Origin of the sequence: Aquimarina algiphila, from assembly GCF_947494415.1 — a bacterium.
In the GTDB taxonomy this organism is placed as follows: Bacteria; Bacteroidota; Bacteroidia; order Flavobacteriales; family Flavobacteriaceae; genus Aquimarina; species Aquimarina algiphila.
In genome coordinates this window covers 107,209-124,537 of sequence record NZ_CANLVC010000010.1, presented here as the reverse complement: position 1 = coordinate 124,537, position 17,329 = coordinate 107,209, and the positions used below count along the sequence as shown (strand labels likewise).

General features: G+C 33.7%; 15 protein-coding genes. 10 read left to right on the top strand and 5 right to left on the bottom strand.

Features of this window, described 5'->3' with window-relative positions; all coding sequences use genetic code 11:
* Positions 1-31: 31 nt before the first annotated feature.
* From PQF96_RS24065 to groL, 6 genes are all read left to right on the top strand, one after another.
* Complete coding sequence (locus PQF96_RS24065; protein WP_109434112.1) at positions 32-1,297, top strand: sigma-54 interaction domain-containing protein; 1,266 nt, start codon at positions 32-34, stop codon at positions 1,295-1,297.
* A gap of 4 nt (positions 1,298-1,301) precedes the next feature.
* Positions 1,302-1,808 (top strand): LptE family protein, encoded by a 507-nt coding sequence (locus PQF96_RS24060; protein ID WP_271769058.1) that lies wholly within the window; start codon positions 1,302-1,304, stop codon positions 1,806-1,808.
* Positions 1,809-1,829: 21 nt separating this feature from the next.
* Positions 1,830-2,783: a hypothetical protein gene (locus tag PQF96_RS24055; RefSeq protein WP_271769055.1), complete on the top strand. Its 954-nt coding sequence runs from the start codon at positions 1,830-1,832 to the stop codon at positions 2,781-2,783.
* A 15-nt stretch (positions 2,784-2,798) separates the two neighbouring features.
* Entirely contained in the window at positions 2,799-3,128 is a 330-nt protein-coding gene (gene secG / locus PQF96_RS24050; RefSeq protein ID WP_109434115.1) for a preprotein translocase subunit SecG, read from the top strand.
* 148 nt (positions 3,129-3,276) lie between these two features.
* Positions 3,277-3,552, top strand: coding sequence for a co-chaperone GroES (locus PQF96_RS24045; protein ID WP_025663354.1), 276 nt, complete (start codon positions 3,277-3,279; stop codon positions 3,550-3,552).
* Positions 3,553-3,639: 87 nt separating this feature from the next.
* Entirely contained in the window at positions 3,640-5,277 is a 1,638-nt protein-coding gene (groL, locus tag PQF96_RS24040) for a chaperonin GroEL (RefSeq protein WP_109434116.1), read from the top strand.
* A 131-nt stretch (positions 5,278-5,408) separates the two neighbouring features.
* Here groL and PQF96_RS24035 read toward each other — a convergent pair whose 3' ends face one another.
* Positions 5,409-6,890, bottom strand: coding sequence for a helix-turn-helix domain-containing protein (locus tag PQF96_RS24035; protein ID WP_109434117.1), 1,482 nt, complete (start codon positions 6,888-6,890; stop codon positions 5,409-5,411).
* Between the two features lie 121 nt (positions 6,891-7,011).
* Between PQF96_RS24035 and aceB the strand changes: the two genes are divergently transcribed.
* Both aceB and PQF96_RS24025 read left to right on the top strand, forming a co-directional pair.
* A complete protein-coding gene (gene aceB, locus PQF96_RS24030) occupies positions 7,012-8,610 on the top strand; it encodes a malate synthase A (protein WP_271769053.1) in 1,599 nt (532 codons plus the stop codon).
* Between the two features lie 314 nt (positions 8,611-8,924).
* Positions 8,925-10,223, top strand: a complete 1,299-nt coding sequence (locus tag PQF96_RS24025; protein WP_271769050.1) for a hypothetical protein — start codon at positions 8,925-8,927, stop codon at positions 10,221-10,223.
* Positions 10,224-10,225: 2 nt separating this feature from the next.
* Here PQF96_RS24025 and PQF96_RS24020 read toward each other — a convergent pair whose 3' ends face one another.
* Both PQF96_RS24020 and PQF96_RS24015 read right to left on the bottom strand, forming a co-directional pair.
* Positions 10,226-11,056, bottom strand: a complete 831-nt coding sequence (locus PQF96_RS24020; protein ID WP_271769047.1) for a M15 family metallopeptidase — start codon at positions 11,054-11,056, stop codon at positions 10,226-10,228.
* Positions 11,057-11,233: 177 nt separating this feature from the next.
* Positions 11,234-11,800 (bottom strand): DUF3347 domain-containing protein, encoded by a 567-nt coding sequence (locus PQF96_RS24015; protein WP_271769045.1) that lies wholly within the window; start codon positions 11,798-11,800, stop codon positions 11,234-11,236.
* A 177-nt stretch (positions 11,801-11,977) separates the two neighbouring features.
* Between PQF96_RS24015 and PQF96_RS24010 the strand changes: the two genes are divergently transcribed.
* Positions 11,978-12,433 carry a GAF domain-containing protein gene (locus PQF96_RS24010; protein ID WP_109434121.1) on the top strand — a complete coding sequence of 152 codons (456 nt, stop codon included), beginning with the start codon at positions 11,978-11,980 and terminating at the stop codon, positions 12,431-12,433.
* A gap of 42 nt (positions 12,434-12,475) precedes the next feature.
* Entirely contained in the window at positions 12,476-13,492 is a 1,017-nt protein-coding gene (gene galE, locus PQF96_RS24005; RefSeq protein WP_271769043.1) for a UDP-glucose 4-epimerase GalE, read from the top strand.
* A 78-nt stretch (positions 13,493-13,570) separates the two neighbouring features.
* On the opposite strand, the gene PQF96_RS24000 is transcribed toward galE, so the two are convergent.
* Both PQF96_RS24000 and PQF96_RS23995 read right to left on the bottom strand, forming a co-directional pair.
* Positions 13,571-15,685: a peptidylprolyl isomerase gene (locus tag PQF96_RS24000; RefSeq protein WP_271769041.1), complete on the bottom strand. Its 2,115-nt coding sequence runs from the start codon at positions 15,683-15,685 to the stop codon at positions 13,571-13,573.
* Positions 15,686-16,038: 353 nt separating this feature from the next.
* Positions 16,039-17,328, bottom strand: a complete 1,290-nt coding sequence (locus PQF96_RS23995) for a hemolysin family protein (RefSeq protein WP_271769038.1) — start codon at positions 17,326-17,328, stop codon at positions 16,039-16,041.
* Position 17,329 lies beyond the last annotated feature (1 nt).

The window sequence follows — 17,329 nt, the reverse complement described above, 5'->3', positions numbered from 1 at the left end:
AAAAATTAAAAAAAATAACAGTTTACAATAAATGGAATCAATTCAAGCCATAAAACAACGATTCGGAATTATAGGAAACGACCCTAAACTAAATCGCGCGGTAGAAAAAGCGATTCAAGTGGCTCCTACAGATATTTCTGTTTTAGTTACCGGAGAAAGCGGGGTAGGTAAAGAAAGTATTCCCAAAATCATACATTCTCTTTCTCATCGTAAACACGGCAAATACATTGCCGTAAATTGCGGAGCAATACCAGAAGGGACAATAGACAGTGAACTTTTTGGCCACGAAAAAGGAGCCTTTACAGGAGCTACTCAAACTCGAAATGGGTATTTTGAAGTAGCCGATGGCGGAACCATTTTTTTAGACGAAGTAGGAGAATTGCCTCTTACTACTCAAGTGAGATTACTTAGAGTTTTAGAAAATGGTGAATTTATTAAAGTTGGATCTTCAAAAGTTCAAAAGACAGACGTTCGTATTGTCGCCGCTACCAATGTAAACATGTTTGAAGCTATAAAAAAAGAAAAATTTAGAGAAGATTTATACTATCGCCTTAGCACAGTAGAAATTCTTCTCCCCCCTCTAAGAGATCGCAAAGATGACATCCATTTACTATTTAGAAAATTTGCTTCTGATTTTGCTACCAAATACAAAATGCCCACCATACGCTTAAGTGATGATGCCGTTGTATTATTAGAAAAATATCATTGGAGTGGTAACATTAGGCAATTGCGCAACATTGCAGAACAAATTTCAGTCCTTGAACAAAACAGGGCTATAACCGCAGTTACATTACATAGTTATCTACCTAACATTGGGAGTAATTTACCAGCGGTTATCTCTTCAGAAAAAAAAGACAGTGATTTCAGCAATGAAAGAGAAATTTTATATAAAGTCCTTTTTGACATGAAAGGTGATCTTAATGACCTTAAAAAGTTAACTATGGAGCTGATGCAAAGTGGCAATACACAACAGGTACAAAAGGATAATGAAGGGTTGATTCAAAAAATTTACCGTAAAGAAGAAGAAAAAGAAGACACTCATTTTGAAGCACCTGTACCGGCAACCTCTACAGAGGTATTGCATATAAACGCACCATCAACCCCTGTAAAAGAAGATGATAAATATCATTTTGCTGAAGAAATAGAGGAAGAAGAAACGTTATCACTTCATGACAAAGAACTAGAATTAATAAAAAAATCACTAGAGCGTCATAGAGGAAAACGTAAAGCTGCAGCAGAAGAATTAGGAATAAGCGAACGTACTTTATACCGCAAAATCAAACAATACGATTTATAAAATAATGAGTAAACTAAAATATATCATAGCTACAGTAAGTATATTAATCTTAATACAAGGATGTGGAGTTTATTCTTTTAGCGGAACAAACATCTCTCCAGACACAAAAACCTTTCAGGTTAATTTTTTCCAAAATCAAGCTCCCAGAGTGTTCCCGGGAGCAGATCAAGAATTCACCAATCAATTACAAGATTTAATACTAAACCAAACCAATCTTAGTTTAACAACATCTGGAGGTGATATTGTATATGAAGGCGAAATCGTACAAGATTATGTTGCACCTAATACTGCAACATCAAATATAACAGCAGCTCAAAACCGCCTTACTATTGCAGTAAACGTAAGGTTTTATGATGCAAAAGATCCTGAACAAGATTTAGAACAACGCTTTTCATTCTTCTTTGACTACCCTGCTGCTTCATCAGAAAACACAGTAAGAGCAGAAGCACTACAAATCATCTATGAAAGGATTACACAGGATATATTTAACGCTACTTTAGCGAGGTGGTAAATACATTATAACTAGAAATACTTGAATACTAAAGAACTTACATACTTGCTTCAGAATCCTGCTCAATTAAGCAAAGAGCAGACAAATTCTCTGGAAAAAATCATCAGAGCATTTCCCTATTTCCAATCGGCAAGATCTTTATTTTTAAAAGGTTTAAAAAACCAAGAAAGTTTTAGATATAATCAAGAACTCAAAACAACTGCAGCATACACAACTGATCGCAGTATATTATTTGATTTTATAACTTCTAATCTCTTTAATGAAAATTCAGAAGTGCAAGAAGAGACAAAAAAGAAGGATAGATCTGATATCCATGTTGTAGATGCTCAAGAAATAAAGACATTACCTAGAATTGCGATGGATGATGCTGTGCGAATGAAAATGAAAGAAGCTGAAGATGTATTAGATCCAGCATTATTTGCAAAAAGAAAAGAAAGCAGTACCCTTAAGGAGCTTGAGACTATAGCACCTGAAACACCTTTATCAACAGAAAAAGATCAACAGAAAAACGATAATACCAAGACTCCACAAGAGACATTACAAATTGACAAACCTCTTGACTTCAATACAAAAGAAACACATTCTTTTGCAGAATGGCTTAAACTAACTTCGATACCACCTATTGATAGAAAAACTGAGGAAGAATCTGAAACTCTAACATCCAAAACCGAGGAAAAGAAACCTATTCAAACCCTGGGGCAAAAGGATAAATTTAATCTTATTGATGAGTTTATCGCAAATAATCCAAAAATACAACCTGCCGCAAAAAATACTCCTTCACGCAATTTGGCCAAAGAAAGAACGTTACCTACAGATGAGTTGATGACCGAAACTTTGGCGAGAGTATATCTTGCTCAAAAAAACTTTAAAAAAGCAATTCAAGCATATAACATATTAATTTTGAAAAATCCCGAAAAAAGTGGTTTCTTTGCAGACCAAATTCGAGCCATCAAGAAATTACAAGAAAATAAATAACAATATATAATAGCAATGACAACGTTTTCAATCTTTTTAATATTAATCGTCATAGTATCATTTTTACTCGTTGTAGTAATTATGGTACAAAACCCTAAAGGAGGTGGATTATCTTCTTCTTTTGGAGGCGGAGGAACTCAACAATTAGGTGGGGTAAAGAAAACCACTGACTTTTTAGATAAAAGTACCTGGACTTTAGCAACATTATTATTAGTATTAATCTTATTATCTAATATTGATTTAATGGGTGATAGTGCTATTCAGGATTCAAAAGTAAATACAGATGATGTTCAGGTAGAGACACCTGTAACTCCTCCTGCTACTCAAGATGACAACAAAGAGTAACATCTTAAAAAATAATTAAAAAAAATGCCGACTTGTCATACAGTCGGCATTTTTTGTTTCAATTTGTCAGTAATGCCTTGATGGCATAATTTCTGAAATAAAAGCTTCGAATATTTCATTTTAATTTTAATAATAAAAACTAATCATAATGGGAGTAAATATTAAACCTCTTTCAGATCGCGTAGTTGTAGAACCACTTCCTGCTGAAACACAAACAGCATCTGGATTATTCATTCCTGATTCTGCCCAGGAGAAACAACAAAAAGGTAAAGTAGCTGCTGTAGGTGGTGGAAAAAAAGACCACGACATGACCGTTAAAGTTGGTGACACCGTACTTTATGGTAAATATGCAGGTACAGAATTAAAATTAGATGGAAAAGATTATCTAATTATGCGTGAGGATGATATCCTTGCCATCGTATAAAGAGAAGGTAATTAATCCTTATAAAATAATTTAAACTTTAATTCTAAAGATTTCTGTTTTCACAGAAATAAAAAATAAAATTTCATTATGGCAAAAGACATAAAATTTGACATAGAAGCACGCGATGGTATCAAACGCGGTGTAGATGCATTAGCTAATGCAGTAAAAGTAACATTAGGACCTAAAGGACGTAATGTAATTATCAGTAAATCATTTGGAGCTCCAACCGTAACTAAAGATGGAGTTTCTGTAGCAAAAGAAGTTGAATTAGAAGATGCTCTGGAAAATATGGGAGCACAAATGGTAAAAGAAGTAGCTTCTAAAACAAATGATCTTGCAGGAGACGGTACTACTACCGCAACGGTATTAGCGCAAGCTATCGTTAAAGAAGGTCTTAAAAATGTAGCTGCAGGAGCTAATCCAATGGATTTAAAGCGTGGTATTGACAAAGCCGTACAAGCAATTACAGAAGATCTTTCTAGCCAAACTAAAGAAGTAGGGGACTCTTCTGACAAAATCAAACAAGTAGCTGCTATATCTGCTAATAATGATGGAACTATTGGAGATCTTATCGCTCAAGCTTTCGAAAAAGTTGGTAAAGAAGGAGTAATTACAGTAGAAGAAGCAAAAGGAACAGATACTACTGTAGATATTGTTGAAGGAATGCAATTTGACAGAGGATATCTTTCACCATACTTTGTAACAAACAGTGAAAAAATGACAGCTGATCTTGAGACTCCATATATCTTATTATATGACAAGAAGATCTCTGCTATGAAAGATCTACTTCCGGTTTTAGAGCCTGTTGCACAAACTGGAAAACCACTATTAATTATTGCAGAAGATGTAGATGGTGAAGCGCTAGCTACTCTTGTAGTAAATAAATTACGTGGTGCACTTAAAATCGCAGCTGTAAAAGCTCCTGGTTTTGGTGATAGACGTAAGGCAATGCTAGAGGATATTGCAATTTTAACTGGTGGTACAGTAATTTCTGAAGAACGAGGATTTACATTAGAAAATACAACTATAGAACATCTAGGTACTGCAGAAAAAGTAGCTATCGACAAAGACAATACAACTGTAGTTAACGGTGCTGGTGGTGAAGATTTAATCAAAAACAGAGTAAATCAAATCAAAGCTCAGATAGAAACTACAACCTCTGACTATGATAAAGAAAAATTACAGGAACGTCTAGCAAAATTAGCCGGAGGTGTTGCTGTATTATATGTAGGAGCTGCTTCTGAAGTAGAGATGAAGGAAAAGAAAGACCGTGTTGACGATGCACTTCATGCAACTCGAGCTGCAGTAGAAGAAGGTATTGTTGCTGGTGGTGGTGTTGCCTTAGTTAGAGCTAAAGCTGTCCTTGATAATGTAAAAACTGAAAATGCTGATGAAGCAACAGGTGTACAAATTGTAAACCGTGCTATCGAATCACCACTTAGAACTATTGTAGAAAATGCAGGAGGTGAAGGATCTGTGGTGATTTCTAAAGTTCTTGAAGGGAAAGACAACTTTGGTTATGATGCAAAATCTGAAGCTTACGTAGATATGCTTAAAGCTGGAATCATTGATCCTAAAAAAGTGACTCGTATTGCTCTTGAAAACGCAGCTTCTGTTTCTGGTATGATTCTTACTACCGAATGTGCATTAATAGACATTAAAGAAGATGCTCCTGCTGGAGGCGGAATGCCACCAATGGGTGGAGGTATGCCAGGCATGATGTAATGGCAAATCGCCATAGATAATAATTAAGCCAGTTTGCGAATATAAGCAGCTGCTAGAATAATAGTAAAACCCATCTTGAAAAATCAAGATGGGTTTTCTTTTTTTAGGTAGTAATTATTATACTAAAGTAATCAAGAATATTGTTTCATAATATCAGCAACTAACACTGCAGTTTTCTTATGTTTCTCCTTGGCTATTAAACGTTTTGGCGGTGCCATTCTAACTTCACAATCTAATAATGAACAAGACTCACAGGTGACTCCAACTTTCACTTTAGGAATTTTATTATCATTAACAAAACTGATCTTTTTTTCTAATGCAGAAGAAATCAAAAACCCTATTCCGATACTACGGTAATAATCTTTTCTAAATGGGTCTTTTGTTGCAGAAGTAAACACCAAATATTGCTGATCTGTATCAGCATAATCCGAAATCTGAATATTAAAAGCATAATCGATCCCTTCATTAGCTGTACGCTGCAATGTCTTTATCGCCATCCATCGTCTGCAATAATGTTCATTAACTTCATTCGCGTGTGGTTGTTGCTGATGAGTAATATGGAGTTCTTTAACCAAGTTAAATTTTTCTACACCAAGTTTATGTGTGAACCTAAGAAAGAACACATTCTGCATCCCAAAATCTTTTGGTAAGATGTTAGTCAGACGTTGATAAAAAGATTCAGGAGAAGCATTATATAAGTTTATAATTTTATGAAAAGCTTTTTCAGAAAACCGCTTCATTGCAAAAAGATTTTTGAGATGATCTTTAAGATGAGTTCTGGGAATAATTAGTGCTCCTGCAAAATAAGATGCATAAAAATTATGTAATACCTCTTCAAAATTATCATATCGTATCCATGAAAAAGTATAAGGCCTTTCTTTAATATTAAGATATTGATACCCCAATTCCTTAGCATAGATAAATGTTTTCTGCGCCTCATCTACCCGATCAGACAATAAAAGTGTTTTTGTTGACGGTACAAATACCGACCTTAAGTTATCCAATTCCTCTTCCCTGGGAATACCTTCAACATTAATAGTATACCCGTATTCCTCCTTCAGGATTTCTTCTAACTCTACAGATGATATTTTTCCGGTTAGATCTAATTGATACGAATTAGCACAACGTATAGCTTTATCTTCTAAATCTTTAAAAAAATTGTTATGCGCTTCCTGATATGATCTTAACGAAGCTAGATAAAAGCCTTCACGACTCATATTATAATGTTGAGCAATCTCTATAATTGTACTTATAAAAGCATTTACCTTAGAAGGTGCATTTGCAATGATATCAATCAAATCACTTTGTTGTATCCCAAATAACTCCAAAGGGATTTCATCTAAAATTCCAGATTGTAAAATTTCACCGATTGGAGCCAGATTTTTATCTAATTTTAAAGAAACCAAACTATCATAAGGAACATCTAATGTTTCTGCAAGCTTGATAATTTTATCTGTTTTAGGGTACTTTTTTCCTTTTTCTATCTCGTTTAAATACGACTTAGAAAGTCCACATAACTTAGATAAGCCAAAAAGTGATAAATCCTTATCTGTACGTATCTGCTTGATTTTCAGACCAAAAATCAATCTAATATATTCTTCTGCTATTGCCATAATATCAAAAGTAACAATTTTTGCGTAATTGTTAAAAAAAGGAAAAATTCACATTTAGCGAACGTTCGCTTGTTTTATAAAAAACTTTTTTTTAATATTGTTCACTCAAAACGATATAGTTATGGAAACACAGACAAACCTTAGTCAGAAAATTAGCTTCTCTAAAGAAGTTAGAAATTACCATCCTGAGATTTTAACCGATGGTGCGCTGACCTTTTTAGAAGCTTTGCAAGATCGTTTTAATGAAAAACGATTAACTCTTTTAAAAAATCGCGAGTGTCAGCAACAGTTGTTTGACCTGGGAACGTATCCTTCTTTTCCAGAAAACACAAAAGAAATTCGTAACAGTGAATGGGCCGCAGCTCCAATCCCTTCTGATCTACAAGATCGCAGAGTTGAGATCACAGGTCCTGTAGACAGAAAGATGGTCATTAACGCCTTAAACTCTGGAGCCAAAACGTTCATGGCAGATTTTGAAGACAGTAATGCTCCTCTTTGGGAAAATTGTCTTCAAGGGCAAAAAAACCTTAAAGATGCCGTCAACAAAACTATTTCGTTTTATAACCCAAAAAGGGATAAAACATATCAACTAAAAGAAAAGATTGCTACATTAATTGTACGCCCCAGAGGTCTACATCTTAATGAAAAACACCTTTTAATAAAAGAACAACAAATGAGTGCTTCTCTTTTTGATTTTGCATTGTATTTGTTTCACAATAATGAGCAATTAAGAGAAAACGGCACAGGACCTTATTACTACCTTCCAAAACTAGAGCATTTTACTGAAGCTATCTGGTGGAATGATGTAATAGATTTTTCTGAAGAATATCTTGGCATCGAACATGGAACCGTAAAAGTAACTGTACTCGTAGAGACTATAACAGCAAGTTTTCAATTAGATGAAATCATATACGCACTAAAAGACCACATTGTTGGATTGAATTGTGGAAGATGGGATTACATCTTTAGTTATATTAAAAAACTTAGAAACCACAAAGGTTTTGTGGTTCCTGATCGATCACAGGTAACCATGACCAGCCCTTTTATGGATGCTTATAGCAAACTGGTTATCCAAAGATGTCACAAAAGAAACATTCTTGCTATTGGAGGTATGGCTGCACAAATTCCCATTAAAGATGATGAAGAAAAAAATGCCATCGCTTTTACAAAAGTACGTGCAGACAAAGAACGTGAAGTAAAAAATGGCCATGATGGTACTTGGGTAGCACATCCAGGATTGGTGAAATTAGCTTTAAATGTGTTTGACACACATATGCCTAACCCCAATCAAATGGATGTGAAACGAAATGATGTGAAAATTACAGAAAGTGATCTTTTAGCTATCCCAGAAGGCACAATAACAGAAAAAGGGATTCGCGACAATATCAATGTAGGAATTCACTATATCGCTACTTGGTTAGGCGGAAATGGTGCAGTTGCGCTATACAACCTCATGGAAGATGCTGCCACAGCAGAGATTAGCCGAACACAGATATGGCAATGGCTAAAAAACGAAGTGTTATTGGACGACGGGAGAACATTTGACACCATATTGTTTCAGAAGCTATTTGAAGATGAACTTAATATTATCAAAAACCAGGTGGGTGATTCACTTTTTGAAACAGAAAATTATCAAAATGCAGTGCAGATTTTCGCTAAACTAGTTACTTCAGACGAATTTGAAGAATTTCTAACCACTCAAGCATATCAATATTTATAAAATAATATATTTCAAAATTTAAGTCATAAATACAAGACCTTGCAGAGCTCCTTACTTTGAAACATCAATTTACAAAACTACATTATTTGATGCTGCAAACATGGTAACTGTAGGTAAATCTTCTACTATCACCAGGGAGGGAAGTACAGAAGTAGAACAGTTTTAATTTTTTCCGATTTTATAATTGTGCTCAAGAACGGCATTCACTACGGTGAGTGTCGTTTTTTTTCACATCAGCAATAAGCAAAAATTAGTAAATCATTCCTATATTAGTTTCTTCTTACTTCTTAAAACTATACCATTAATAAGTTTGCATGAAATCCAATCAAAATATCTCTAACACCACTTCCTGGAATCTACCCACCCTGGTCACATTCAGGTTCTTCTTAGTTTATCTTTTTCTAAATATTTTCCCATTTCCTCTATATTATATAGGAAGTATTATTGGGCAAGATGATTTATTTTCATTTTACACTAATTGGACGCAAGAGCTTTCGGTTTGGGTAGGGAAAAATATTTTAGGAATTAAGTATGAGATTATAATAGGGCCTAACGGAAGTGGAGATACTACTGCGGATTATATTTTTCAATTTATTACTTTAAACATAGCAATAATCACATCGGTTATTTGGAGTTTTTTAGATTTTAGAAGAAAAAATTACTCAACACTATTCATGTATCTAAGAGTATTTGTTAGATACTACATTGCTGCAACTATGTTTTCTTATGGGTTTTCTAAAGCATTTACCTTGCAATTCTCTGAGTTAAGTCTTATGGATCTTGTAAAAACTTATGGCAATTCCTCCCCTATGGGTTTAATGTGGAATTTCATGGAATATAGTGACACTTACACAAGATTTTCTGGTTACGCAGAAATAATTGCAGGTATATTACTAGTTTTTAGAAAGACTACTTTATTTGGAGCCTTAATGACCGTTGCTGTTATGTTCAATGTTTTTATGATGAACATGAGTTACGACATACCTGTAAAATTATATAGTGGACTACTAACCATTATGGGACTCTTTTTATTAGCACCAGACCTAAAACGTATAATAAATTTTCTGCTTCTTAACAAGCCTGTACAACCAAAAGTATTCACACCTTATTTTACTAAACATAAAGCAAAAACTGCTACTTTAATTGCCAAAACTTTAGTTATTTGTTTTTTTCTATACACCAATATCAGCGAATCTGCCGAAGGCCAAAAAAAATGGGGTAAAGAAGCACCTAAATCCTCTTTATATGGCATCTATGAAGTCATAGAATTTATAAAAAATAACGACACTTTGCCTCCATTAACAACAGACACTATACGCTGGAAAAGAATTTTAGTGGACAAGCGTTATACAGGGCTACAAACAATGGATGAAAAGTTTATATACAAAAAAGAGAAAACTGATACTATTTCTAAAACATTAGAGCTTACTGCATATCGAGACAGTACAGATGTTCAAAAACTTCAATACCGCATACAAGATAGCTTATACTTTTTTGAAGGCATTTACTATGGTGATACTCTAAAAATCAAAACTAAAAAGAAAAAGCGTAATGAGTTTTTATTAATTAACAGAGGATTTCATTGGATAAATGAATACCCATTTAATCGATAATCTCAATCACATTTCCATTTAAAATCTGAGACCTTATAACCTCCATTACTTTTAAAGTTATAATGCCACCATTCTGTCCTTATGGTCTTAAACCCATGTTTTTCCATAGTTTCACGCAACAATTTGCGGTGACTGAGTATCGTTTTTGAATGACCATTATATGAATGATGTGCTTCTTTCCCGAAATGATCAAAATCTGTTCCCATATCTACACCACCACCTGCTGACCTTACTAAAGTGATATCTACTGCCGCACCTTTATTATGAATAGATCCCCCTTTAGGATCAGCAACATATCCAGGATTAGGAAAAATCTTCCACATCTTTTTCTGAACACTATGCGGGCGATAACAATCAAAGAGCTTTATTCTATAGCCTTGTGCAAGGAGATCATTATTTGCTTTTACGAGTGCTTCTGCAACTTCCTTTCTAACATAACACTTAGCACAGGAATATACTTTCTCTTTCAAAAAATTATTAGAAGTAGCATATCGCATATCCAAAACAAATTCACTGGACATCTCCTCTATATTCACAAAACCTTCATCATTTGTATCAACAGCATTTTCTGTATTCACAATACCATCTGCAGCGATAGTTTTTTTTGTATCATCAGTACTTTCTGCACTCGATTCACCGCCTATCAGCATGACTATTGAATCTTTTTTTCTGAGCATACTCTGCTCTACTTTTTCTCCTCGTGCCTGTAATGCCTTAGATCTCTCTAAAAGGGCAATAGTTTGAGCCGTAGGCCCAGGAATTGCTTTTACATTATCATTACAAGAAAAAAACAGTACAGAAAAAATCAATAGCATTAATTTTCTCTCTATCATATCCATTTTTGTTTTTATCCCAATTACAATAAATATCTCGCATATTCCCATTCATATAGATTTCCCTCAAAAACTATATCAATTACATGCTTGATATCTTTAAATATAGTCAATATTTTTATTTTCAGTGTTTTCGCACACTGAGCCATAAATTATTTTTCTTTTCAGTTTATTATTTTACTTAAAAACATCTTTCACACTTCCACAAACAAGCATCTTATCCCCAAAAAAAGGATTTCTAATTTCCTCAGAATCAGATAACCAATACCCTCCTTCTCCATCAAAAGCCATTGGACAAAACTGCTTGTATACAGCTCCGGAAGTAATTTTCGTACCACGTATTAACTTCTCAGTTTCGTTAGTTAACGAAACAAAAAAATTACGTTGTTCTTTTACGTCTTTGGTTAAGGAAATTAGCTTTGAAGTTGCCTTAAGAGATTTATACTCTTCTAACATACCTATAGCAGCTTCCAGCTTTTTTGCCTCTACCTGAACACCTTCACTATTTGAATTCACTAGTGCTGCTTTGATATTAAGATATAAGCCATATATTTCAAGGCTTTTTCCATCCGAAAACTTAACTTCAGACACTTCATTTGTGATATTTAGATCAACACTTCCATCTAATTCATTCTGTGTAACAGTGACTGGTTTTTTATCTTGATTACAAGAAATTGAAATCAATGTCACTATGACCAGAAGTAATCCATATCTAACATTCAATATATTTAAATTCCTTTGCATAGAATCAGAAAATTTATTCGTCTATTAATTATTCCAAAAACCACAAAGTTAATTTAATATTTAAAACAATTAACAAAAGTATTTCTCTTTGAATATTTTTTTTAACAAAACTATACCATTAAGAATTCAGGACTTTTCTAAATATTTTAGATATTTTTGCCGGTAAAATTGTAAGGAATGCCATTTGAAGAGTTAAAACCCCAAGTAATACAGCTATTAAAAAATGAAGACCAATCAGTAACAGATAGATTACATACGATTTGTCAATTACTCAAAGACAAGATTGATTATTATGATTGGGTTGGTTTTTATTTTAAAAACGAAGACAAAGAGGAACTAAAACTTCGCACATATGTTGGCGCAGAAACAGATCATGTTATTATCCCTTTCGGGAAGGGTATTTGTGGTCAGGTAGCTGTATCTAATGAAAACTTTGTAGTTCCTGATGTGCAAGCACAGGACAATTATATTGCATGCAGCTTTACTGTTAAATCAGAGATTGTAATTCCATTATTCAAAAATGGAGAAAATATCGGACAAATTGATATAGATTCTGAAACCCCAAACCCTTTCACAGAAAAAGATGAAAGATTTTTAGAATTTGTAAATCAAGAAGTTGCTAAAATCCTTTAATTATTGTTCCTTCGTTGGTTCAAACATTAAATCATTTTACATATGAAAATCTTAGTCACGGGGGGATTGGGATTTATAGGTTCTCATACCGTAGTAGAGCTACAAAACAAAGGATATGAAGTTGTTATTATAGACAATTGCTCTAATTCTTCTCCTCATGTTATCAAAGGAATACATGCCATCACAGGTAAAGATGTAATTTTTGAACAATTCGATCTTAGAGAAAAGGATAAAGTGCAGGAGTTTTTTAAACGTCATCATGATATTGAAGGCGTCATTCATTTTGCTGCCTCAAAAGCCGTTGGAGAAAGCGTAGAAAAACCTTTACTATACTATGAAAACAACTTGTCAACCTTAGTTTTCATGCTGCAGCAACTAACAGAAAAAGCTTCTGCTAATTTTATTTTCAGTTCTTCATGTACCGTATATGGACAAGCAGATGAACTTCCGATTACCGAAGATGCACCCGTAAAAGCTGCAGAATCTCCTTATGGAAACACAAAACAAATTGGTGAAGAAATCATAAGAGATACCTGCAAAGTACACCCAGCACTAAAAGCTATATCTCTTCGCTATTTTAACCCAATTGGAGCACATCCTACAGCTGAAATTGGTGAATTACCTATTGGTGTGCCTCAGAACCTGGTTCCTTTTATTACACAGACCGCTATCGGCCTTAGAGAACAATTATCAGTTTTTGGTGATGATTACCCTACGGTAGACGGAACTTGCATCAGAGACTACATTCATGTGGTAGATCTAGCAAAAGCTCATGTAGTAGCCTTACAACGATTATTAGAAGATAATAATAAATCTAACTATGAAGTCTTTAATGTAGGCACAGGAACCGGAAGCTCTGTTTTAGAAGTAATCCATTCTTTTGAAAAAGCATCTGACAAAAAGCTGAACTATAAAATTGTCGAAAGAAGAGAAGGTGATATTACCGCAGCATATGCTGATACTACCAAAGCAAATAATGAATTAGGCTGGAAAGCAAAAAGCAGTCTGGATGATTCACTCAGTTCTGCCTGGAAATGGGAACAAAAAGTTAGAAGTTAGAAAAACTTTAATTCACTTTATAAAATAAGAAAGCCTGAAGTCTCAACTTCAGGCTTTCTTATTTATATGATTTAAATCTTAGTAAAATCTAGCTCTTTTATCTTCAATCTCTGCAGCTTCTTTAAGCGCATCAAAAACTTTAGAGTTCACTAACCCAGCTTGTGTTTTAGATGCTTGTGAAGCATAGCTCATATAAGTCTCTAAACCACTTGCAGGTGTTTTCTTCGTTACCTCTACTACATACACTCCATTGTTACCTACAATAGGACCAGAAACGTTCCCTATTTCTAAAGCAAAAGCAGTACCCACCACTTTTGGCTCTGTTCCAGCTCCACTAATAGTAGGAGTTTTCATTGTTAATGCAGAAGCTACTTTTACTGTTTGACCTTGACTTTGTGCAATTGCATCAAGAGCAGTTCCAGAAATTTTAGCTTTTAATGTTTCTGCCTTCTTCTCTTTAATTAGAATTGGCTTTACCGTAGGACTAGCATCTTCAACTGTCATAGTCCCTTTATCTGATTTTGCAGTTAATTGAACCACAGCATACCCTTCTGGGATATCAAATCGTTTTATTTCACCAATTTTAGATTCTTCATTAAATGCCCACTGCACTACTGTTCTTCTAGCACCTAATCCAGGGATATTCTCATCTAATTCTTTAATATTATTAACTGGTCGAACGGTTAATTCATTTTCTTTAGACACTTCTTCGAAATCCTTGTCTTTTGCAGAGATTTGAAATTTAGTAGTTTCTGTAAAAATTGCATTTATTGTCTTTTCACTTGGCTCTACCTTTTGTGCTACAGTTGCCACTTTTATAGCTCTTTCTTCATCTGTCTGATCTTCGATACTAATAATATGATATCCAAATTGAGTTTCTACAATACCCTGATCTCCTGTTTTATTATCAAAACAATAATCATTAAAAACAGGAACCATAGCTCCCGGAGTAAAGTATCCTAAATCTCCTCCTTTATCTTTATTAGAACTGTCAGCAGAGAATTCTGAAGCTAACGTTGCAAATTTAGCTTTATCTGCTCTGGTAACACCAATGATACTATCTGCTAGAGCTTTTGCTTCTTCTTTGGTACGTTTTGTATCACCAGCAGTCCCTAATCCTACCCAAGAAATTAAAATGTGACTTGCTTTTACAGAATCTGGTATTTGCTTTTGAGCAACAACCCTAGAAACTTTAATAAAATCTCCATCCTTATATGGCCCATAGACACCACCTACTTCTAGGTTATAAATTGTATCAGCTACTGTAGCTGGTAAATCTTTTTTGAACTTAAAACGATCATCAAATTTTACAGCAGAGTTTTGATTAACATAATCCTCTACATTCTCAACATTTCTGAATCCTTTAACGGTATCTGTTTTCCCATTTTCAAATTCTGCTTTATCATCCAATAAACTCGCAACCCTTCCTTTGATTTCATCTATATCTTCCTGGCTTGCTTCTTCATTAAAAAGCACATATCGTATACTTCTTGAAGCTTCTGCTTTATACTGATCTGCATGTACATCAACATAAGCTTTAATTTCTGCATCAGTTACATTAACTTCTGCATCTTCAATACTAGAAAATGGTAATTGCACATATTTAATATCTACATTATCATTTTCCATCTTATACACCAATTCACCTTCTTTTAATGTAGATCCCACACCAGCTTTGATCATATTAAGATACACTTGCTCACGAGCTCCTTTACTAATAGAAACCTCATACTCCAACCACTGTTGGTAAGCTTGTGGAGATGTTGCTTTTACATTTGCAACATATTCTTGCATTTTAGCCTTATCAAAAACTCCAGCCTCATTCTGAAACGTTGGATTGTTTGCTAAGGATTCTTCCAGTAATTGATTTACTTGATCTTCACCTACTATAATCCCTAACTCTTCAAATTGCTCTTCAAAAACTGTTTCACGTATTTCTTGGTTCCATACGTAATTAACAGCCTGAATGCTTGATGATCCTCCTCCAAAACTTCTAGAAGCTGTTTCTACTTTTCTAGCAAAATCAGTTCTATCAATATCTTTTCCGTTTATCGTTGCGATTACATTTTCAGCTTTTTGTGAAATTGCTCCTCCGTTACGAATCAAATCCGCCAAAACAAAAGAAAAAAGTGCTAATGCAATGATTACAATAAGAAAAACCGAACGTTGTCTGATTTTATTTAAAACTGCCATGATGTGTAATTATTTATTCAAAATATAGTGGGCGAAAGTACCATTTTATTGTAATAATACCAATTAAAATTCTGAAAGTATTATTAAGTTTTTTGCTTTTTTTATGTAAATAAGGTCAACAAAGTCTTTATGATGCATTTTCACCTAAATTAAATCATCTTTTTATTGTTTTATAACTCGATAAACAATAAAAAATTGTGTTATTTTACATGTAACAGCAAGCTATAAACTTCCTAAAAGTAAAGGCACAAAAAATAGTATACATATTAACGGTATCAGGAAACTTTTTAAAATAAGGAGCACATAAAAACCGAGAAGAATCGACTTTTATTTTAAATCAACAAGAACCAAAATCACTCCTCAGCAATCACTTGTAATTCGACAATTTCAATTTTGGTATTAGAAGTCTCTATAATTTTAATTCTAAATCCATCTATTTTTACTTCATCTCCTTGTTGTGGAATTTCTTCTGTATGATTTACAATCATCCCTCCCAGGGTTTCGTAATTTTCATCTTCAGGAAGGTCTAATTTATACAATTCATTGATATGATCTACTTCTATTCTTGCAGAAAACCTATATTGGTCATCAGCAACTTGTTCTTCAATAAGTTCAATAGAATCATGTTCGTCTTCAATCTCACCAAATAGCTCTTCCACAATATCTTCTACAGTAATGATACCACTAGTACCTCCATACTCATCGATAACAACCGCTATACTTTTATGTTTTTTTGTCAAAAGATTAAGCACATCTTTTACAAACATTGTCTCTGGCACAAAAACTACAGGAAGTAAAATTGCTCTTAGAGACTTTGGCTTTTTAAACAATTCAAAAGAGTGTACATACCCTATAATATCATCTACATTGCCGTTATATACAATTATTTTTGACAACCCGGTATCTATAAATATTTTACTAACTTCTTCTATAGATTGGGATTTCTCTACAGCAACCACCTCGGTTCTAGGAATCATTACCTCTCTTGATTTGACATCAGAAAAATCAAGAGCATTTTGAAAAATTTGAATTTCACTATCTATTTCATCATCTTTTTCAACGGTCTCCATCTGCTCACTAATATAATCCCCTAATTCTGTTTTACTAAAAGCTAGTTGAACCTGATCTCCATCAGTTTTTAGAAACTTCTTGAGCACAAAATCCGAAACCCAGATCACAAATGATGAAATTGGCGAAAAAATAATATAAAAGACATAAGCAGGAAAAGAAAATATTTTAAGCAACGTATTTGAGTAAATTTGAAAAAATACTTTTGGCAAAAACTCAGCAGTAATTAAAATAATCCCTGTAGAAATAATGGTTTGGGTCAAAAGATTTAATTCTGTAATAAAATAGTCTAATACCCAATATGGTGATGGTAGTAACGAACTAAATAGACTCATCAATACCTCTCCCATATACAACCCATAAATCACCAAAGCCACATTATTACCAACAAGCATTGTTGCAATAAACTTAGAAGGTTTTTTGGTTAAACGAGTAAGGATATTTGATATAAACCCTCCTTGTTTTTTTTCAATTTCAATATGAATTTTATTTGAGGAAACATAAGCAATTTCCATCCCTGAAAAAAAAGCTGAAAGAATTAAACAAAGTATAATAACAATAAAATGTAATTCCATG